Below are 21,633 nucleotides of genomic sequence, written 5' to 3'. Positions count from 1 at the left end.
CTATTTCCCAGGAAATAGAAGGATGCTCTCGAAAAAAAGAGCAAGTTTTCACTTGCTCTTACACGTGGGAAACAATCGCTTCGAGCTGGCCTTTCAACGTATAGTTGTTGATGTGAACAGGCAGTACGAAATGATCTCCTTTATTCAATTGATAGGATTGTCCATCCAATATGATTTCTCCGCTTCCTTCAATAATGCTGACTTGCAGAAACGACTCTGGAGCATTCAGCTCAGTCTCTCCTGATAGTTGCCAATGATAGACTGTAAAATACTCATTTATTACAAGCTGCTGCTCTGTTAGGGAACCATTCGTTACAGGTGCTTTTCTTGTTTCATTTGCTACATGTGGAACGGTCGATACAGATTTGGCAGAGTCCAGATGCAGCTCCCGATCATTGCCTTGATCATCTTTTCGGTCGTAGTCATATACACGATAAGTAATGTCTGAGCTTTGTTGTGTTTCCAAAACGACAATTCCTGCTCCGATAGCGTGAATTGCGCCACTTGGAACATAAACGAAATCACCTTTCTTCACTGGAATCCTTTGCAGCAACTGATCCCATTCTCCTTGATCAATCATCTGTTCCAGCTGCTTTTTCGTTTGTGCATGATGACCGAAAACAATTTCCGCCCCTGGCTCTGCATCGACTACGTACCAGCATTCCGTCTTTCCATACGGTTCATTCTCCACTTTTTGCGCGTAATCATCACCAGGATGCACCTGTACAGACAAGTCTGTCTTAGCATCGAGGATTTTCACAAGCAATGGATAATCTTCATTCTCATGCTCTCCGAATAATTCACGATGGTTTTGCCATGCATCCAATAATGTCTTCCCAGCTAACGCACCATTCCGTATCTTACTTGGTCCGTTCGGATGAGCAGAAATTACCCACGCTTCGCCAGTTTGATTGGAAGGCAAATGATAACCGAATACATCTGCAAGCTTAGTACCTCCCCAGATCCGCTCTTGCAAAGCGGGCTCCAGAAAGATAGGCTCTTGTTTATACATAAAGAATTCTCCTCACTTTTAGACACTATCTTCTCTCCATTATTTTACCAATAGTTCCCTTCAGCGACTATATATAATTGTTAGACGGCCCTACAAGTTTCTATTTGATGTACGTATTTAGCTAGGAGCCTGCAATCAAGTATGCATGACGTTTTAGGAATCATTAGATGAGGAAGTAAATAAGAATAGATTCTTATACAGGAAGGAACGGAAACTATGGAAAAAGAAATCCACTATTCCACTAATATAAGCGATGCCTTCTTTAGCCAGGTTATCGACTATGTAGGTACTGGTGTTGTTATCACCGACCCTTCGCTGCCAGACAATCCAATCATCTATTGCCGATTTCTCCAAGGAGAAAAAACTTCTAGAGAAGAAGTAGCAAGAGTTCAAAAGGCAATTAAAGAAGAACAATCCATTATTGTAGAATTGCTGAATTATCGAAAAGACGGAAAGCAGTTTTGGAACGAGCTTTCTATGTATCCGATTTTTGTTCCAAGTGAAGATAAGTTATATTTTGTTGGCGTGCAACAGGATATATCTCAACGCAAATCTGATGAAATCAGGGCAGAGGACTATAAACTGGAAGCCTCCCTGCTATCAACTCCATTTGTTCCGATTTCCGAAAAGATCTGTATACTACCTCTAGTCGGAAATATTAACGCAGAACGCTGGGAAGAGATTTATCAGCGGATTTCAGCACATGTATATGAACACGATGAGGAAATCTTCATTATGGACCTACAGGGCATTCAGGATATGAATGATGACGTCCATAGCGGAATTCTGCTACTCCATCAATTGCTGAAAGTAATGGGAGCACGGCTCATTGTTACAGGAATTGAACCGAGAACTGCAAAAGCAAGTGTAAAACTGGCAGACTTCCGTAAAAAGCAAATATCCTTCTATGCAACTGTTCAGCAAGCCTTAAAAGCGATTCGCGCCAGCCATTAGAAAAAACCGCTGCTATTATGCAGCGGTTTTCTTAATGAATTTGTGCTCTGATGATTTCCGAAATTGTTTCCTTTGGCAGCGGTTCGTGCTGCCGCTCCCAATCAGAAATGAGCGCAATATATGTTTTATAAACAAGAAAGGCAAGCAGCTCAGGATCATGTTTTGTAACAATACCTTTTGCCTTCTCTTTCATGATAACTGACTTGATATAATCAAGGATCTGTCTCTCTACTTGGGTAAGAATCTCTAATACTTCTGCTGTACCCAATTCCTTTGCTTCCTGCCCCATCTTGATCAGCAGCTGATGATTTTCACGAAACCCGAGGATTGCATCCAGCATAGCTTGGATATTTTCATGAAAAGCAGCTTCTTCCTGTATCGCTGTATCAGCTGCTTGCCGCAACTGCCTCATTGTCCGTTCAAGGATAGTGGAGAACAATGACTCTTTGCTATCAAAAAACGTGTAAATCGTGCCCTTTGCTACTTTGGCTATTTTCGCAACAGAAGCCATCGTCGTCGCTTTGAAACCAAATTGACTAAAAGACAAAGCTGCTGCTTCAATGACTCGTTCTTTTTTATCTGTAATCATTGTTCTCTACCCCTTTTTTATTTACATGGAAACTGCAGCCTCTTCTTCATTATTCTTTTTGAATTTACGATTCTGCAATACATATACGAGAATTGTCAAAGCTAAGAATATCACAGAAAAGATGCTCAGGTAACCTGCTTGCCGCCATAGAAAGCCCCAGTCATCGCCAATGGAAATAATCTCCCGGAACCCATTGATTGCATATGTCATCGGGACAAATTTATGAACAACTTGGAAGAATTCCGGAAGCAATGCTACTGGATAAGTTCCTGCGCCCGCACCAATCTGGATCAACAATACAATGATACCTAAGAAGCGACCTACATTGTCCAATGCAACTGTGAGCAGTTGAATAAGCAGGAAGCTTGTGATGCTGAATAGGATGGCGAATAGAAGCAGCCGCCATTCACTATGCACCTGTAAATGGACCACATGGACAAGCATAATTACTGCAAATAAAGATTGAAGCACACTGACAAACAGTACAATGCTGAATTTGCTCAGGAACCAAGCAAAACCTGATGTCGGTTTACTTGCTGGATCACGGAGCGGGAAGATATTCGTGAATACAAGCGCTCCAACAAATAATCCAAGAGAAAGGATGTATGGCGCGAGTCCTTCTCCATAGGTATGCACAGTACTCAATTTCTCATCCTTCACATCCGTCGGACTAGCAAACATCGTATCTGTTTTATCACTTGTACTGATATTTGCATCTTCAGCGCCTTTAGCCAGCTCATCATACAATTCGTTGCTTCCATCTGTCACACTTTGTGTACCATCGGACAGAGTTTGAGAACCTTCTGTAAGTTTCTGCGCTCCATCAGATAACTGCGGACCATTCGCGTTCAATTGATCAAGTCCTCCAGTTAGCTGCGTGCTGCCTGATTGCAGCTGATTCAAGCCATCTTTTACTGATTGAGAACCTGAAACTAATGCAGGGGATCCATCAGCCAATTGACCAACCCCGTCCGTATACGCATTGATTCCGTCATTTAAATCTGTCTGTCCAGATTGAATAGCGGTAGCACCAGCTGAAAGCTTACCTGTAGCATCATTGATACCGTTCAACGCTGTTTGCGTTTGCTGTGCGCCTTCAGCCAGCTGATTGATCTGACCAAGTTGCGTTGTTACTTCTGTGAGCTGCTGCTTGATTGCTTCTGGATCGATATCCGGAAGCTGTATATCTAGATCAGGTGCTGCATCCGCAAACTGTTGTATCTGCTTTTGCAGTTCTTGCTGTTTTTCATCTTCTGAGAGGTCATCATTTGTTAGAATATCCTCAAGCTGTTGCATTTGATTCTCTTGCTGTTCTCTAAATTGCTCCTGTGACTGCTGCAGTTGTTGTGCAAAGTCACCTAATTCTGTTAAGTTGTTCTGCACTGTTTCTATTTCTGATTTAACCGATTGTGCCTTTTCATTTGCCGCAGCAATTCCATTATTCAACTCTGGAAAACTACCCGACAGTTGATTGGTAGCTTGTTGCAGCTGCTCTAAACCAGATGATAAATCATTAGTGGCTGAAACTAATTTATCTGATCCGCTTGCTAAATCACCACTATTTCCATTCAATGTTTGAAGACCATCATTTACCTTAGCAATACCTTGATCAAGTTCTGGATATTGAGAAGCAAGACTTTGAACACCTTTATCTAATTCCTGCATTCCTTGATCTGCTTCACCGACCTTCTCTGTATAGGTCGCTGTGCTAGTAGACAGGCTAGCCAAGTTTTTGCTTAAGTTTTTTGCACCTTCATTTACTTCGTTCGAACCATCTGCAAGTTCCTTGGAACCATCACTTGCCTTTTTAAGTCCATCTGCTACATCGGAAAGACTGGCAAAAACGGAATGTGCGTACTCCTCTGTTACTTGCTCAGCCACTTCTTTCTCCAACTGCTGCATTGCAGTGTCTGTTATTTTGGAAGCTGGGTAGTTCTTTCCTGGGTTGGAATAGTAATCAATATTCATCTGTTTTGGATCTTCATCCAGCAATGTAGCCGCATTTGCGGAAAAATTTTCTGGAATTTTTACAACCATATAGTAATCCTCAGACTTCAATCCATCCATTGCTTTCGTTTCATCAACGAACTGCCAATCAAATTTATCATTGTCTTTTAGGTTATCCACAAAATCGTCTCCAACATGGAGCTCTTTGCCTTCAAATGTGGATCCTTTATCTTTATTCACGACAGCAACTGCTAAATTATCAGTTTTATTATATGGATCCCAGTTAGCCGCCAGGAAAATAGTACTGTAAAGCAGCGGAACGACTAAAATACCGCAAATGGCCAGGAGCATTTTCCGGTCTTTCCATATGCGAAGCCATTCTTTTTTCAACATGTTCATAACTTTTCCTCCTATATTGTACTTCACGAGTTGTCCACATAGACCGAATGACCAAAAAAGAATTTTGGTCAATTTACTAGCCAATAATAGCAGAAAAAGCCTGTCCCGACAATGGGTAAGCACGATAAAAAGTATGTAGTCGCTTACACTGATTTATCCACTTAAATTGTGCATAACTTGTGCATAACATATTTATACACAACATTCCACACACTATGAACAACCTATCCACAAACTTATCCACATATACACATGGTCGATTCTTTATTTAGTAATAAGAATATTTGTTCGCTACAAAATAGAGTATGTTATCCTCATGTGCATCCACAGGCTGTGCATAACTAAAAAAGGCAACCTATTAGGCTGCCTCATTACTGTTCACTTAATGTGACGGTCGTCTCATTCTTCTCACCATCACGGTAATACGTTACCTTCATTTGATCCCCGATTTGTTTATCTTCATAGAGATGTTTTCGCAAAGAAGTCATATCATTAATTGGCTGACCATCCAGCTCTGTAATAACATCCAGCTCCTGTAATCCTGCATTTTCCGCAGGGGATAGGGCTTCAAGACTCCAAATATAGACACCATTTTCCATGTCATCTGGTAAACCGAGATGTTCTGTCCGTTCTGATGCTGGAATTTCATTCAATGAATACGCTTCTACTCCTAAGTATGGACGCTCCACTTGCCCATTCCGTTCAAGCTGCTCCATGATAGGTACTGCGCTATCAACTGGTATTGCAAAACCAATTCCTTCAACAGAGGATTCAGCGATTTTCATCGAATTGATGCCGATCAGTTGACCTGCCATATTGATAAGGGCACCGCCACTGTTACCAGGGTTGATTGCAGCATCCGTCTGCATAACATCTGCCTGCCAATCCGCTCTGCCATCTCCATTGAAATCCTGAGGAACGGTACGGTTGACTCCGCTGATGATACCTTGTGTAACTGAGCCAGAGAATCCTAGTGGATCTCCGATTGCAATAACCGGCTCGCCAGTTTTGACAGTAGAAGAGGTTCCGACTTCAATTACCTGTTCCACTCGGGAAGCATCCATTTCCAAGACTGCTAAATCTGTGAATACGTCACTGCCTAGCAGCTTTGCGGAAACTTCCACTCCGTTATGGAGGATAACATCTACATCTGTGGCTCCTTCGACAACATGGTGATTGGTAACCACATAGGCTTTATCGCCTTCTTTTTTATAAATGACACCAGATCCGCTTCCTGCGGTACTCTCCTCCTGTGAGAAAAGTGCATCACCCTGTTGCAAGTTTACAACGCCAACGACTGCTGGTGCAGTTTTATCTACAATATCTGTAATACCGGATTGAACATCCACACTAACATTCTGTAAATTGGGGTTCTGATTCGAATCCGAAGCGAGCTGCGTAGCCTCTCCTTGCTGTGACTGTGATTGGTCATTCGGCGTTAGACTGTCTCGATCAAGGCCATAAGCGACAAGCAATACGATGCCGGCTCCGATGATTCCGCCCAATATAGCTGGAAGCAGCCAGCTTGCACGCTTCGGCCTTTCCGGTTCCTTGTGGTGATCATCAAAATAGTCCATGTTAGCCTCCGTTCCAATTCTTTTCGATATAGCTATCTTTCCACCATTTCGGAAAATTAAACTATCTGGAAAATCGGTGTCGGTGTTTTTGGATCAGTATCATGCAATTCTATGTGTTTATTCAAATCAAAGCCTCGCTCCTGCAGAATATTTCCTACAGCAAGCCGTGCAAGGTCTTTCATGTTGTTATCGCGACTCAAATGCGCAAGATAGATGCGCTTTGTATTATTATCAATCAAGTCTGTAAGAGCAAGCGCACTGTCTTCATTCGATACGTGGCCAAGATCACCTAGTATCCTTCGTTTTACATTCCACGGATAGGCGCCCATCTGCAGCATACTTACATCATGGTTTGCTTCAAAAATATAAGCATCTGCTTTCTCGACTATTTTTTTCACTCGATCTGATACATAACCTGTATCCGTCACTAAAGCTACTTTTTTACCTTCATGATGAAAAGTATAGAACATCGGCTCCGCCGCATCATGAGATACACCAAAGGACTGCACATCCAGATCACCAAATGTTTTCGTCTCTTCCATGTCAAAGACGAATTTATGATCTAAAGGTATTTTCCCGATGCTGTTCTCCATTGCTTTCCATGTCTTTTCGTTTGCGTAAATCGGCAAATCGAATTTCCTTGCCGCCACACCTAATCCTTTTATATGGTCACTATGCTCATGTGTGACTAGGATTTTAGTCAATGACGCCGGATCAATTCCTGCTTCCCCCAATAAACGCTGCAGCTCCTTGCCTGTCAAACCAGCATCGACCAGGATACGCTCTTTCTCCGTTCCGATAAAGAACGCATTCCCTGAACTGCCGGAAGCAAGTACGCTAAAGCTTAACGTCATGCTGTTTCACCTCTTATTGTGTTTCTTCTGTCTCTGGCTGTAAACTGTTTAAAAATACTGACTCAGTCGGCGCATACACATATGGATAATCCGGAAGCAGCAAATAGAAATAATGCTTTTCATTATTCACTGTTATCATGTACGCAGGTGCATAATTAGGCTTTGAAGATAGCTCAATGGTCGGGTAAAAGCCTTTTTCAACTTTTATCGTGTCATTGCTCTCAATGAGCTGCTGACTTTGCAATGCCTTAACCGCCTGCACCTCTGAATATTCCTTCAGATCCTGATCCTCATTCTCTTCAAGCTTTTTGAAGTTTTTGATATATGTTTGTTCATATTCTACAACTTCGTAATCCTCATTTATGGTGACAAGCAATAAGCTGTCCGGGCTGAAATATGTTTGTCCTTGATTCATCTTCTGGAAAAACAGTAGCTGATTGCCTTGTCTGCCCCAGTACGTGTACTCTACTCCAAACAAGACATGGTCGGCAACGAAACTATTTAAGTCTCCGATTGCCTGTTCATTGTCATCATCAATCGGGAATTCAACTGGTAATTTCTGCGGTTCCTTAAATTTCACCACAAGCTGCGTATTTGAGCTGATATCAAGGTCCATATCATCGTTATTCGGAACCTTATCCAAATCGTCTTCGGTAAAGTGCAGCTTGGTTGCTTCGAACTGTTGATTCGTATCTGTTTTTTGATCAGACAGTTCTTTGTACCCTTTTACACTACCCAAGACAGCATCTTGACTTTCTGTTTCCAGCACAGTCTGTTCCGTTTCTTCCTGTGGGAAAAGTTGAAAAACGAGGTACACATTTAAAATTAGGAAGGCAAGGATGAACGTTAGCTTTATCTTGTTCCATTGCATCAGTCCTTCCCTCCTGTCGTACTGCCTTCAACTTCCAGCCAGTTTCCTTGATATTTCACATACCAGCATGGTTTCATATGGTACTTAAAAATTTCGGATTCTTCGTATTCCTCTAATTTATAACCAATAACAACATCGTCAATATCGCGTCGACTGTATTGATTATCTTCTATCCAATCCTGTACTTCCTTGGACTCTAACGAGTAATTACCTTCCGAGTTGCCTGTAGTCCCAATATTAAGCAAGGTTCTATCATAGCTAACCGGATCCGGAAGGTTGTTTTGCATTCGGATCGACATAAGCGATAGACCATTTGCTTGGAACACTGGATACCCGTTACGTACCATTCGGAATTGGAAAGTATAGCTTCCTTCACCGCTTACCGCATATAAACTAAAATCATTCGTCCATCCTTTATGGGAATTGATTGTACTAATAGCTGCTTGCAGCTGATCAGCCCTTGTAACCGTCCCTATACTTGAAGAAGATGGATTTGAATAGCTATAAGACGCAAATTGTCCACTATTACTGAATTGCACTGACTCTAATCGATTCGTATCAATATATTGATCGGTACCTTGAACTGAGGGATCTTTCATATAGATATCAGCAAATGCATTCCTGGAAATCGTTTCACTCCGAACGATACTGTCACTTACATCAATCTTTTCTGGTAAATAAATCTGATTCCAGGCATTCGTTTCTGACAAAGGTGCAGCTGCTGTTAGATACTCATTATTGAGGATCTCATTAATACTATTTGTTACAGTTGCTGTTACCACATTTTCTAACGGATTCTCCTGGTGTTCATTTAAAAAGACAAGTCCAGTTGAACCATTTTCATTAGGTGATAGATAGATCCTTGTAAACCCGCCATTACCGAGTCTGCTTGTTACGTTTTCTGCTCCTTCTACTTGAAACAGATTGTTCAGCTGGGAAAACGAAACTGCAACCGGATATACAAGCTCTATACTTGTATCAGGCAGTTCAGGCAGATCCTTTCGCTCTGTGTCCGTTAAATTCCATTCAGACAATCCCTTTAAAAAAGTCTGTTCATGATCCTTTGAGTAAAAGACGAAGTGATTATCATTTTTATGAACGTACGTATGTGACGGTCGGACCACATCTGCTAGTTGCTTCTCCACACCATCCAGGGTCTTGGGTTCCTCGGTTCCAATTCCCTCCGATTCCAAGCTATTTGGCTGAAAAGTCCAGACATAAGCTGTTAAAACTAAGCTTAACGCTACAAGTATAATTAGAAGAATCGTATTGAATGTCTCCATCTTCATCGCACCTCACCCCTTTTCCGGTTAAGCGGAATGGTGAAGAGCACGGTCGTGCCTCTTCCTTCTTTGCTTTCAGCCCAAATTACTCCATGATGTGCTTCGATAAGGTCTTTGGCTATTGCCAGACCAAGACCTGTACCACCAAGTTTTCGTGTACGAGCCTTGTCCGTGCGGTAAAATCGTTCGAATATCTTATCTAGTTTTTCATATGCAATACCCATCCCCTCATCGGAGATGCTCACTAACAGCTTCTGGCTGTCTTTTCGGACTCGGAATCGGATCGTACCGCCGTCTGGAGAATATTTAATAGCATTACTGATCACATTATCCAGAACTTGCATAATTTTATCCTTATCAATCGTTGCGAGTGCTTCCTCCTTAGGCAAATAGCGCTCAAAGTGGATATCCTCTCTCTTGTTCATTTCAAAACGATCAATGACATGATGGAAGAAATCGACGAAATTGATTCGGTCCCATTCCATCGTATAATTGCTGCTATCCATGCGGGAGAGCTGCAGCAGATCATTGACAAGACGAATCATCCGATCTGTTTCCTGCTGGGTCACATCAAGGAAATGCGGTGCTATTGATTCATCCTTCCAAGCGCCATCTGTCAGTGCCTCCAAATAACTTCGCATTGTTGTCAGCGGAGTACGGAGCTCGTGGGATACGTTGGAGACGAATTCTCGACGTTCCTGGTCTATCTGTTCCTGTTCGGTGACATCACTGATCACCGTAATAAAGCCGCTGATTTGCTCGTATTCATCCTGTACGATAGAGAAGTTGCATCGTAGCAATAAATACTGATCATCATCACTCATATCAATGATGATTGATCCAGTTTCCTGGATTTCCGTAATATCGACGATCTTTTCATTCAAATTCAATACTTCAATTAAGAATTGACCGCGCACTTCGTCAGCACTGCGTCCAATCAAGCTCTCTGCTGGAGCATTCATAAGCGTAATAGCTCCATTCCTGTCAGTAGCGATGACACCATCTGACATATGGGAAAGCACAGAACTCAGTTTACGGCGTTCTCCTTCCGTCCGCATATGGGCTTGTCGGAGTTCATCGTTCATGTGATTGAAAGTACGGGCAAGCTGACCGATTTCATCTTCACCATAAACATTTACTCGTTTGGAGAAATCTCCTGTCGCCATGACACGGGCTTGCTTTTGCATTTCTTTGATGGGCTTCGTTATTGCCCGGGCAATGAGTATTCCTAAAATGGCAGCAAAAATAAGAGCGATGAACGTTGCTTGAAGGAAGATGATATTCGTACTTTTCAGCTGGCTATACACTGGTTCAATAGATGTACGTACATAGATTAAGCCAAGTAATTCACTTTCCCCGTTGCTGTCTGTTCCCATGATGTTGTAAAACGATTTTAGTGTTCGGTCACCAGAATCTCTATCGATGACGATATTCGTCTTTTCAGTGGAGGGAAATCCATTGTTGGTTATAGCCTGTATGATGTTGTTGTCCGTCACACGGGCACCAACAGAGTTTTGGTCACCAAGCTCGCTCGTTCCTACAAGCTGTCGCTGGGTATCGATGACCTGGATTTTTGTTTCTTCTCCCTCAGAGTAATTCTCGAGCAAATCCGCAATATCTTCCTCTAGTGTTGGATCAGTTGGGGAGCGTTCGTCCTCAAACTCCTGCACCAACGACTGTTCCAGCCATTCCATATTGGAAGTAAGAGAAGTTTGCGTATTTTTAATCAGCTGATTCTCTAAGCTATTCGTAAAAAAGACGCCGATCAACAAAAGAGCGATGATCAGCAGCAAAATGTAAACGACAACTAGTTTTAGGCTTACAGAACGGAAAAAGCCTATTTTATTCATAGATGTTACTCCTGTTCAGGGCTGCGAAGATAATATCCTACACCCCTTCGTGTAATGATCCAGAGCGGACTGCTCGGATTGTCTTCGATTTTCTCACGGAGACGACGGACAGTTACGTCAACTGTTCGGACATCGCCGAAGTAGTCATATCCCCATACTGTCTCTAGCAAATGTTCACGCGTCATGACTTGTCCGCTATGACGGGCAAGGTAATGAAGTAATTCGAATTCACGATGTGTCAGTTCTACCTGTACTCCATCATTTGTTACTGTATAGGCTTCTGGGTGGATGACAAGTTTACCGATTTCGATATCTTTGTTCTCTTTGCTATCATCCTCTGGAATCTGCGCTTGTCTGCGAAGATTCGCTTTAACACGCGCAATCACTTCCCGGTTGCTGAATGGCTTTGTGACATAGTCATCGGCACCAAGCTCAAGACCGAGGACCTTATCGATCTCCGCATCCTTTGCAGTCAGCATGATGATCGGCATATTATGTGTTTTCCGCACTTCACGGCAAACTTCATTGCCGTCTTTGTTCGGCAGCATAATATCCAATAGGATCAAGTCAGGGTTCTCCTGCTGCACTAATTCGACAGCTTCATCACCGTCATAGGCACAGATTACCTCGTATCCTTCTTTTTCTAAGTTGAATTTCAATATATCAGCGATTGGTTTTTCGTCGTCCACCACTAAGATCTTATGGTTCATCGTATTCCCACGCTTTCTAGTGTTTTTTATCTAAAGTGCTTTATTTTTATATTGCTAGATCAGTATTTGCATACCCTTCCTATTTTACAGCAATTTCGGTCAAATGTCTTTGGAAGGGGTATATTCGGCATTTTTTGGAAGAAAAAAGAAAAAATCGCCCGTATGGACGATTTTTAACTTATTGGCTGTATACGCTTCTTACTTCGTTTGTTTGTGTACGATCTGGACCAACGGAGAAGATGCTTAAAGGAATTCCTGTCAGCTGGGAAATACGCTCAAGATAGTGGCGCGCATTCGCTGGCAGTTCACTCAAATTGCGAACACCCGTGATGTCTTCTGTCCAGCCTGGCAGTTCTTCATAAACTGGCTCACATTGTGCCAATTCTTTCAGGCTTGCTGGGAAATGCTCCATGATTTCACCTTTATAACGGTAAGCAACACAAATTTTCAATGTCTCGATACCTGTCAGTACATCGATCGAGTTCAAGGAAAGATCTGTAATGCCGCTCACGCGCTGTGCATGACGAACAACAACGCTATCGAACCAGCCTACACGGCGCGGACGACCTGTTGTTGTACCGTATTCACGGCCAACTTCACGGATCTGATCACCAATCTCATCATGCAATTCGGTTGGGAACGGACCATCACCAACACGTGTAGTGTATGCCTTGGAAACACCAACAACATGATTGATCTTCGTCGGTCCTACACCGGAACCGATTGTAACTCCGCCTGCAATCGGGTTGGAGCTTGTAACGAATGGATACGTACCTTGGTCGATATCAAGCATGACGCCCTGTGCACCTTCGAACAGTACGCGGCGGCCTTGATCCAATGCATTGTTCAGCTCAACGGATGTATCAGTTACATACTTTGCAATTTGCTGCCCATATTCATAATACTCATCAAGGATTTCTTCTACTGTAAAGACCTTGCTTTCATATACCTTCTCGAACAGACGGTTCTTTTCTTCCAAGTTCTGTTCCAGCTTTTCACGGAAAGCATCTTTGTCCAGCAAATCCGCAATACGGATACCCATACGTGCTGCTTTATCCATGTAAGCCGGTCCGATACCTTTTTTAGTTGTACCGATTTTATTAACGCCTTTTGCTTCTTCCTGAAGCTCATCCAATTTCAGATGATATGGAAGAATGACGTGTGCACGGTTGGAAATGACTAGATTATCTGTGCTGACATTGCGTTCGTGCAAATATTCCAATTCTTCAAGCAATGCTTTCGGATCAATTACCATACCATTGCCTAGTACACATTTCTTTTCCGGGAAGAAGATACCGGATGGAATCAAGTGAAGCTTATATGTGACATTATCGAATTTAATTGTGTGGCCAGCATTGTTCCCGCCTTGATAACGAGCAACAACTTCGGCATTTTGTGAAAGGAAGTCAGTGATCTTCCCTTTCCCTTCATCTCCCCATTGGGTTCCTACTACTACTACTGAGGACATCTGTGTGGCACCTCCGCCAAATAAACTATTTTTAACACCTCTAAAGTGTATCAATCCCCAAAACACATGTCAATGATACAACCGAACATTTAATGATGAAGACCTATATTTGTTCGTTAAAAAACACCCTATCAATTGATAGGGTGCTATAATCATGCTGGCGGAACATCGCTTTCCGAATATCTATGATCCAAATCTACGAATTTATTATACTCTTTCACGAACGCAAGCTCGACTGTTCCTACTGGACCGTTACGCTGCTTAGCCAGAATAATCTCAATGATATTCTGCTTTTCCGATTCTTTATCGTAATAATCATCACGATACAGGAAGCCGACAATATCGGCATCCTGCTCGATACTTCCTGATTCACGCAAATCGGACATCATCGGACGTTTGTCCTGTCGCTGCTCTACTCCACGAGAAAGCTGTGATAGAGCGATAACTGGCACTTCCAACTCACGGGCTAGTGCCTTTAGGGAACGGGAAATTTCCGATACTTCCTGCTGACGGTTTTCTCCTTTTCCAGAGCTTGAGCCCATGATGAGCTGCAAGTAGTCAATCAGTATCATTCCTAGTCCGCCTTCTTGCTTCAGACGGCGGCATTTGGAACGGATATCACTTACGCGGATACCAGGTGTATCATCGATATAAACCCCTGCATTAGACAAGCTGCCCATCGCCATCGTAAGCTTAGCCCAGTCTTCCGCTTGAAGACTTCCTGTCCGCAGACGCTGCGCATCGATATTGCCCTCTGCACAAAGCATACGCGATACAAGCTGGGACGCACCCATCTCCAAACTGAAGATAGCTACGTTCTCCCCAGCATGTATCGACACATTTTGAGCAATGTTCAAGGCAAATGCCGTCTTCCCTACAGAAGGACGGGCAGCGATGATAATCAAATCATTACGCTGAAATCCGGAGGTCATTTTATCTAAATCACGGTAACCAGTCGGAATCCCCGTAATAGAAGCATTCTGATGATGTAATTTCTCGATATTATCGTAGACATCGATCAAAACGTCCTTTATGTTCTGAAAAGCTCCGGAATTTTTACGGCCGGATACTTCCATAATTGATTTTTCTGCTTCATTGAGCACATCATCTACAGCATCTTCTTTAGCGAAGCTCGATGTGACAATATCCGTAGCAGAACGTATAAGTCGGCGCAGCAGCGCCTTTTCAGCTACGATTTTACTGTAGTATTCAATATTTGCTGCAGTTGGAACGGCGTTAGCTAGATCGCTAAGATACGAAACTCCACCGACCTCCTCCAACAGTTTTGCATTAGCAAGTGCAGTGGTGACGGTTACCAGGTCAACTGGTTCTCCTCTATCAGATAAGCGCATCATAGCATCAAAGATACGCTGGTGGCTTGCTCGGTAGAAATCGTCAGCTATGACCTGTTCCGACGCTCTCGATAATGCTTCAGGCTCCAGGAAAATAGCACCAATTACAGCTTGCTCTGCTTCTATATTATGTGGAGGGGTCCGATCATTCCAGACTTCTTCCATCATGATTCCCCCATTTCTGGCATACTGCTATCATTGTACCGAAATATCCCCCTTTTGTGTCAAAAGGGGGATGGAAAACTGCTAGTATTTTGTTGGAAAAAAATTATTGCTCGCTGATATGGACTTTCACCTTACCCGTTACTTCCGGATGCAGCTTCACATCCAAGTCACGGTATCCAAGTGCCCGAATCGGCTCGCTCAATTCGATTTTCCGTTTATCCAATTTGATTTTATGCGCTTTTTTCAGCTCATCAGCGATTTGTTTGCTTGTGATGGATCCGAATAGACGGCCGCCTTCTCCGGATTTCGCTTTTACTTCTACTGTAAGATTAGCAAGCGTTTCACGCAGTTTCTTCGCATCCTCCACTTCCTGGAGTTCAAGCTGATGCTGTTTATTATCTTTTGCTTCCTGTACCTTAACATTACCTGTTGTAGCTGGTACAGCTAATTTATTTTTAAGTAAGTAATTCCGTGCATAACCATCTGGCACTTCTTTTACTTGTCCTTTTTTCCCTTTACCTTTTACATCTTCCGTAAAAATTACTTTCATTCTTCTTTTCTCCCTTCAACATATTCATCAATGATCAGCTGCAGCTCTTTCTTCGCTGCCTCTACAGTTGTGTCAGAAATCTGTGTAGCGGCATTGGTCAAATGCCCGCCGCCATTCATCCTCTCCATGATCACCTGAACATTCACTTGCCCAAGTGATCTGGCGCTGATTCCAATACGCCCATCTTCCCGCTCAGAAATTACAAAGCTTGCACTCACACCATCCATCGTCAGCAATGTATCTGCTGCTTGAGCGATGACAACCGGCCCGAATACCTGCCCTTTTTCACCGGCAGAAATTGCGATACCTTCCCTATAGAGCTCCGTATTCTCAATCAAGTGCGCCCGTTTTACATACGTATCCAGATCCTCTTTCATGAAACGCTGGACCAGCACCGTATCAGCGCCCTTGGAGCGAAGATTTGATGCAGCATCGAATGTTCGTGAACCAGTACGAAGCGTGAAGCTTTTCGTATCGACGATAATTCCCGCGAGCAATGCACTTGCTTCCAAGGTGGACAATCGCAGCTTCTTAGGCTGATAGTCCAATAGCTCTGTCACAAGTTCTGCTGTTGAGGAGGCATATGGTTCCATATAAACGAGCGTCGGCTTCTCAATGAACTCCTCTGCCCGGCGATGGTGATCGATTACAACAACATGCTCCGTTTTGCTGAGCAGTCTATCATCAGCTACCATTACTGGCTTGTGCGTATCGACAACGACAACAAGTGTGTTCTTAGTTACCCGATCGAGCGCTTCTTCTGGACTGATGAATTGTTCCCAAAGCTCTTCATCCTTTTGAATGGCTGACATCAGCTTAGAAACTCCTGTAATATCCTGCTTATCAAGCACAATATGCCCGACAATATCATTTGCTTCTGCAATTTTCAAGATTCCGATGGCAGCTCCGATAGAATCCATATCCGGCGCTTTATGCCCCATGATGAGAACCTGCTCACTTTGCTTAACCAATTCCTTCAGTGCGTGGGAAATAACACGTGCCCGAACCCTGGTCCGTTTCTCCATCGGATTCGTTTTGCCGCCATAGAAACGCACCTTGCCGGCTTCACCTTTGATGGCAACCTGGTCTCCGCCGCGCCCTAGCGCCAAATCCAAACTAGATTGGGCAAGTTCTCCAAGCTCTGGTAATGTCTGCCCGCCAGCGCCGACACCAATACTAAGCGTGATCGGTATATTCTGATCTGTTATCAACCCGCGAATTTCATCAAGAATCTCAAATTTTGTCTTCTCAAGTTCTCTCAAAATGCGCTGATTGAGTACAGCCAGAAATCTTTCTTGAGATGTACGCTTTAAGTAGAGACCTTTTTGGCGGGACCACTCGTTCAACTGAGCTGTTACACGAGAATTGATCTGACTTTTCGCTGTGTCATCAAGATTCTGGGTCATTTCTTCATAGTTATCGAGAAAAATGATAGCTAGAACTGTTTGTTCTTCATTATATAAGTTCTGAATTTCCAGCTGCTTCGTCCGATCGAATAAATACAAAAGCCGCTCTTCCTTTTTGATCACTGTTAGGAAATCAAAATCATCAAGCGTAATCCAAACCTCATTTTTTTCATCCTTGATTGCAGGTATCAAGGCACCTGACAAGTCATCCAGCGGGGCACCAACAAGTGTGTCCTCTGCAAACCTGTTCATATAAGGTGTTGTCCATTCAATCTGGTAATTTTCGCTGTACAGTACGATCCCGATCGGCATCTCCAAGAGCGCTTCCTCGCCAACCTTCTTCACACGGTGGGACATTGTTGAAATGTACTCCTCCGTCTGGTCCTGCATCTTCTGTTCAGTCAGTATACTGTAGAAGAAAGACAGAGCCAGTAGCACTGTCAGCGGCAGCCCAAGCTTCCATTCATAAAACCATACACAAATAAGCAGGATGACAGCAAGTACATATGTCACGATCAAATGCTTACTTAATGCTGGTTTTTTAAATATCTCTGGCATATATGTCAGCTCCTAAACCTAAATTCCGCGACCATGCTACTTTTTGCTGCTCATCCGTTCCCGCAGCCTGAATCCTACATCAATTATACCCAAAATACGCACAAGATACAGCAGTACTGTCCCGAAAAGGACCGATAGTATGACCGCAAGAATCGGCAGTACCTTCGGCAGATTCCTGTGATGGGCAAAATAGAAGAAGAACGAAAAACCTTGCAGTACAAGCAGAATTCCGGCAAGCTCCGTGACATTGGCAACAATCGGATAGAACCATCCATTCGGATCTATTTCGAACCAGCGAGCGAATGAACCGATAAAATAGATGAATAATACGATGACCGGCAGGTTGAACCGGCGGAATGGCGGATAAAGGATCTTATCTTTACTCTGACGATTATGGATCTTCTGGGCCAGCCATTGTGTGATGAAAGCATACAACAGGGAGAAGACAGCGATCATTGTCGGAATCAACACCATGATATAATCAAACATAGCATTGACCTGCTCCCATTGGGCATCTGACACCGTTACCCCAACTGTATCTACCTCAGATTGGACCGACTGAAGCGTAGCCTGATAGCTGTTTTGAACCTCATCAATCATGTTTATTCCTGAAATAAATTGCGTTCCTGCCAGGAATATGGTGAATCCAAGTGCGTATCCTGCTGCTCCTTTTAATAATGCTTCATATGTCGATTGCTTGTGATGAAGGGAATAACCCGACGCTGCAGCTCCAATAGCGACTGAAATCGTTAGGAAGAAGCCAGCAAGCGTTCCAATGAAGGAAAAGAGCAGGATGGCAAGAGCAAAGTAGACACCTGGCTTGAAACCATGGCGTATCCAATAGAGGATGATCGGCACCGGCATAACAAGCATGGCCAAAATATTGATCACTGGTGCGTATGTTGCGATAAGCAACAGTACGAGATATATCCCTCCAAGTATAGCCCCTTCCGTCATTTTTCGAGCATTATTCATGAATCGTGACACCCCATTTAAATATGTAGTCTTGCAATTGTAGAAAAAGCACAGCTGCATAGGCTGTGCTTTTAGTTCGTTTGTAATGGACGAAGACGTATGAAAAGCCGTTCATCCGAAAAAATGCTACCCTACGATTATACCCGAAAGAAAGTCTTCAAACAAATGATTCGCCGTGAAGATAGTCCCATCAGCAACTTACTTTGTGAATATCTTAATTTACCTGTTTATTTTTCCGAAATGAGCCTTTATAATAGTGAGACAACCTTACAACGGGTTTAGCACTACATACTACATACCTCATTATCCACTAATGAGACGAACCTCAAAATCGGCTGCATCGCGACAAGCATGTAGTCGATTTTTCTATTCCACACTTTTTACACAATTTTTCTACTGAATCAAGATGAAGTACAAGATTCTTGCATGCTATGATTATTCCAAGATCAGAACAGGTTATATACACAAAAAAGCGGGTAAATATAAAACAATTCAAACTACGGAAAGGACAGGAACACCATGAAAAATAGTCACTTCAATGCGATTCTCGCAGCAACTCTTTTAATCAGCAGCATCGGCGGTTACTTGCACTCTATCTTCTAATTCCATATCCCAGGCAAGCTCTTCCTGTTAAGGCGGAGCTTTTTTATTTTTACAGGAGTTCATAAAAAGGCGCACAAACCCTTTAGGGTGCTGGCTGTGAAATCCACTCTTGGAACATTCTGCAGAATATGTCACACTATTTTTAACTTAACTGTTAGGAGTGGGACGTTTTGTTGACAGATTATCATGTACATATGGCAGAGACAGGTTCGTTCACTTTAGATTATATCCGAGAATATCTTAACGCGGCTAAAGAAAATGGAATTGAGGAATTCGGCATTTCAGAGCATGCTTACTTCTTTCAGGAAACAAATAAAATCCTTACCAATCCGTGGGTAGAAAACCGCCGGACACTTCATTTCGAGGATTATCTCGCTTTTTTCAAAGAAATTAAACAAGCTGGACTACCCGTAAAGATGGGGATCGAAATGGATTATACACCTGGTAAAGAAGCCGAAATGGCAGAATTCCTCGATCAGCATCCTTTCGACTATGTCGTCGGCTCCGTACACTGGATTCGTGAATGGGGAATCGATCTGGATATTTTCAAAGAAGAATATGAAAAACGTGATTTAAAGCAGGCGTATCGTGATTATTATGATCAGATCATCACGCTTGCTCAGTCCAAGCTATTCAGCTTTGTCGGCCATATTGATTTGATTAAAATTTTCGGCTATAAGCCAGACGATCAAGACTTTGTCGAAGGAGAATATGATCGAGTCGTCAAAGCGCTCGCAGAAAATGATACGTGTATCGAAATTAGTACAGCTGGTCTACGGAAGCCGGTCGGGGAAATATATCCGGATCCCGTTTTATTGCAGAAATGCTATGACGCTGGTGTCGGAATCGTGATAAACTCTGATGCTCATGCACCGAAGCATGTAGGTTATGCATACCAACAGGCACTTGAGCTTGCCAAACAGGTCGGCTATACCGAAATCCAGACATTCGAAAAACGCCAGCGCAAAGCAATGCCGCTAGGCTGAACAATCGCATAATTACCCTTTGTACGGAGACACTATCCAAGGAGCTGCAGATTGCTGCAAGCTCCTTTATTTTGTGATAAAACCCTTACAAGTCAGAATACTTTTTCTAGTTTCAATTCGCAGGCACATTTCCTATAATGAACTACATATCTTCATTACTACACTAAAGGAATGCAGTATGCTGCGACGATAAGGAGTGACATCATGAATCAACCAGAGAACACAGCATTAAAGAAGGAAATTGGACTATTTCTAGGTTTATCCATTGTAGTAGGTACTATCATCGGCTCTGGTGTGTTTATGAAACCAGGACCTGTGCTAAGTCATGCTGGCAGTTCAGAAATTGCCATGCTCGCTTGGTTGATCGGCGGACTGCTGACACTCGCTGGCGGTCTGACCATTGCTGAAGTAGGTGTGCAAATTCCGAAGACTGGCGGTTTGTATGCTTACTTAGAGGAAACATATGGTGAGCTTTGGGGCTTCCTATGCGGCTGGGTACAAACGATTCTTTATGGACCAGCCATCATCGGAGCTCTCGGACTCTACTTCGGAACGCTCATGGTCAATTTGTTCGGCTGGGGTACAAAATGGACAGCTGCCGTTGGTATTGCAAGTGTCGTGTTCCTTTGTATCATAAATATATTAGGCACAAAACTTGGAGGTGCCGTACAGCTTGTTACGACAATCGGCAAGCTGCTTCCAATCCTGCTCATAGTTGTCTTCGGCTTTTGGAAAGGCGATGCGGACTTTTTCAGTGCAGTACCGGAAGCCATTTCCGATATAAACTTTGGCGCTGCCATATTAGCCACATTGTTCGCTTATGATGGCTGGATCATGCTTGCTTCCATGGGCGGCGAAATGAAGAATCCGGAAAAGACATTGCCAAAAGCGATGATCGGCGGTATTTTGATCGTGACAGCTTGTTATCTGTTTATCAACGCCGCCATGCTTTATATCCTGCCTGCAGCAGAAATCGTCAGTCTGAACACAAATGCAGCCAGTACAGCAGCTAAGCTTGTCCTAGGTGATGCTGGAGAAATTATCGTAAGCTTGGGTATCATCGTCAGTATTTTCGGTTGCCTTAATGGTAAAATCCTGACATTCCCGCGTATTCCGTTCGCGATGGCTGAACGCGGTCAGCTGCCCTTCTCGAATTTGTTGAAAAAGGTGCATCCTACCTTGCATACACCTTGGGTAGCAGTCATTTTGCAACTTGTTCTATCTGTCATCTTCATGCTTGTCAGCAATCCTGATAAGCTTTCTGAAATCAGCATATTCACAATCTACATGTTCTATGTTCTCGCTTTTTATGCTGTTTTCATCTTGCGGAAACGTAATAAAGGAAAAGAACGCGCTTATAGTGTGCCGCTTTATCCATTCATCCCGATTGCAGCGATTGCAGGCTCTTTGTTTGTCTTGATCAGTACACTGTTCACTGACTTCCTTAGCTGCCTTCTATCTATTGGAATAGCAGTCATCGGTCTACCGATATTTTATATGTTGAAAGCTAAACGGCGCTAAAAA

The 21,633-nt window shown here is 43.1% G+C and carries 17 protein-coding genes; 3 read left to right on the top strand and 14 right to left on the bottom strand.

All coding sequences use genetic code 11. From position 1 onward, the window contains the following. Positions 1-58: 58 nt before the first annotated feature. A complete protein-coding gene (gene manA, locus CHH58_RS16560; protein ID WP_095230509.1) occupies positions 59-1,012 on the bottom strand; it encodes a mannose-6-phosphate isomerase, class I in 954 nt (317 codons plus the stop codon). Between the two features lie 216 nt (positions 1,013-1,228). Between manA and CHH58_RS16555 the strand changes: the two genes are divergently transcribed. Then, the gene (locus tag CHH58_RS16555; RefSeq protein WP_095262866.1) at positions 1,229-1,966 is read left to right on the top strand and encodes an STAS domain-containing protein; all 738 of its coding nucleotides are present in this window, start codon (positions 1,229-1,231) and stop codon (positions 1,964-1,966) included. Positions 1,967-1,997: 31 nt separating this feature from the next. On the opposite strand, the gene CHH58_RS16550 is transcribed toward CHH58_RS16555, so the two are convergent. From CHH58_RS16550 to CHH58_RS16490, 13 genes are all read right to left on the bottom strand, one after another. After that, positions 1,998-2,555 (bottom strand): TetR/AcrR family transcriptional regulator, encoded by a 558-nt coding sequence (locus CHH58_RS16550; RefSeq protein WP_095230507.1) that lies wholly within the window; start codon positions 2,553-2,555, stop codon positions 1,998-2,000. A gap of 21 nt (positions 2,556-2,576) precedes the next feature. Then, positions 2,577-4,901 (bottom strand): YhgE/Pip domain-containing protein, encoded by a 2,325-nt coding sequence (locus tag CHH58_RS16545; protein ID WP_095262865.1) that lies wholly within the window; start codon positions 4,899-4,901, stop codon positions 2,577-2,579. 371 nt (positions 4,902-5,272) lie between these two features. Further along, the gene (locus CHH58_RS16540; RefSeq protein ID WP_095261513.1) at positions 5,273-6,478 is read right to left on the bottom strand and encodes a S1C family serine protease; all 1,206 of its coding nucleotides are present in this window, start codon (positions 6,476-6,478) and stop codon (positions 5,273-5,275) included. A 56-nt stretch (positions 6,479-6,534) separates the two neighbouring features. Next, entirely contained in the window at positions 6,535-7,332 is a 798-nt protein-coding gene (locus CHH58_RS16535; RefSeq protein ID WP_095230504.1) for an MBL fold metallo-hydrolase, read from the bottom strand. A gap of 13 nt (positions 7,333-7,345) precedes the next feature. Continuing rightward, positions 7,346-8,203: a two-component system regulatory protein YycI gene (locus CHH58_RS16530; RefSeq protein WP_095261512.1), complete on the bottom strand. Its 858-nt coding sequence runs from the start codon at positions 8,201-8,203 to the stop codon at positions 7,346-7,348. After that, the gene (locus tag CHH58_RS16525) at positions 8,203-9,492 is read right to left on the bottom strand and encodes a YycH family regulatory protein (protein ID WP_095230502.1); all 1,290 of its coding nucleotides are present in this window, start codon (positions 9,490-9,492) and stop codon (positions 8,203-8,205) included. The genes CHH58_RS16530 and CHH58_RS16525 overlap by 1 nt, the downstream gene beginning before the upstream one ends. After that, positions 9,489-11,336 (bottom strand): cell wall metabolism sensor histidine kinase WalK, encoded by a 1,848-nt coding sequence (gene walK / locus CHH58_RS16520; protein ID WP_095230501.1) that lies wholly within the window; start codon positions 11,334-11,336, stop codon positions 9,489-9,491. Before walK ends, CHH58_RS16525 begins: the two co-directional genes overlap by 4 nt. 5 nt (positions 11,337-11,341) lie before the next feature. Continuing rightward, positions 11,342-12,046 (bottom strand): response regulator YycF, encoded by a 705-nt coding sequence (gene yycF / locus CHH58_RS16515; RefSeq protein ID WP_095219677.1) that lies wholly within the window; start codon positions 12,044-12,046, stop codon positions 11,342-11,344. A gap of 178 nt (positions 12,047-12,224) precedes the next feature. After that, entirely contained in the window at positions 12,225-13,514 is a 1,290-nt protein-coding gene (locus CHH58_RS16510; RefSeq protein ID WP_095230500.1) for an adenylosuccinate synthase, read from the bottom strand. A 152-nt stretch (positions 13,515-13,666) separates the two neighbouring features. Continuing rightward, on the bottom strand, positions 13,667-15,031 hold the full coding sequence (dnaB, locus tag CHH58_RS16505; RefSeq protein WP_038562641.1) for a replicative DNA helicase: 1,365 nt from the start codon (positions 15,029-15,031) through the stop codon (positions 13,667-13,669). A 103-nt stretch (positions 15,032-15,134) separates the two neighbouring features. Further along, on the bottom strand, positions 15,135-15,581 hold the full coding sequence (rplI, locus tag CHH58_RS16500; protein WP_095230499.1) for a 50S ribosomal protein L9: 447 nt from the start codon (positions 15,579-15,581) through the stop codon (positions 15,135-15,137). Further along, complete coding sequence (locus CHH58_RS16495; protein WP_095233573.1) at positions 15,578-17,545, bottom strand: DHH family phosphoesterase; 1,968 nt, start codon at positions 17,543-17,545, stop codon at positions 15,578-15,580. The genes rplI and CHH58_RS16495 overlap by 4 nt, the downstream gene beginning before the upstream one ends. Positions 17,546-17,581: 36 nt before the next feature. Further along, positions 17,582-18,520, bottom strand: coding sequence for a YybS family protein (locus CHH58_RS16490; RefSeq protein ID WP_170937671.1), 939 nt, complete (start codon positions 18,518-18,520; stop codon positions 17,582-17,584). 773 nt (positions 18,521-19,293) lie between these two features. On the opposite strand from CHH58_RS16490, the gene CHH58_RS16485 reads away from it, so the two are divergent. Next, positions 19,294-20,109, top strand: coding sequence for a histidinol-phosphatase (locus CHH58_RS16485; RefSeq protein WP_095230496.1), 816 nt, complete (start codon positions 19,294-19,296; stop codon positions 20,107-20,109). 204 nt (positions 20,110-20,313) lie between these two features. Then, a complete protein-coding gene (locus CHH58_RS16480) occupies positions 20,314-21,630 on the top strand; it encodes an APC family permease (protein WP_095230495.1) in 1,317 nt (438 codons plus the stop codon). Positions 21,631-21,633 lie beyond the last annotated feature (3 nt).

Origin of the sequence: Terribacillus saccharophilus (assembly GCF_002272745.1) — a bacterium.
GTDB classification, from domain to species: Bacteria; Bacillota; Bacilli; order Bacillales; family Amphibacillaceae; genus Terribacillus; species Terribacillus saccharophilus_B.
The sequence above is the reverse complement of the archived record's forward strand: the minus strand, read 5'-3'. Positions and strand labels throughout refer to the sequence as shown.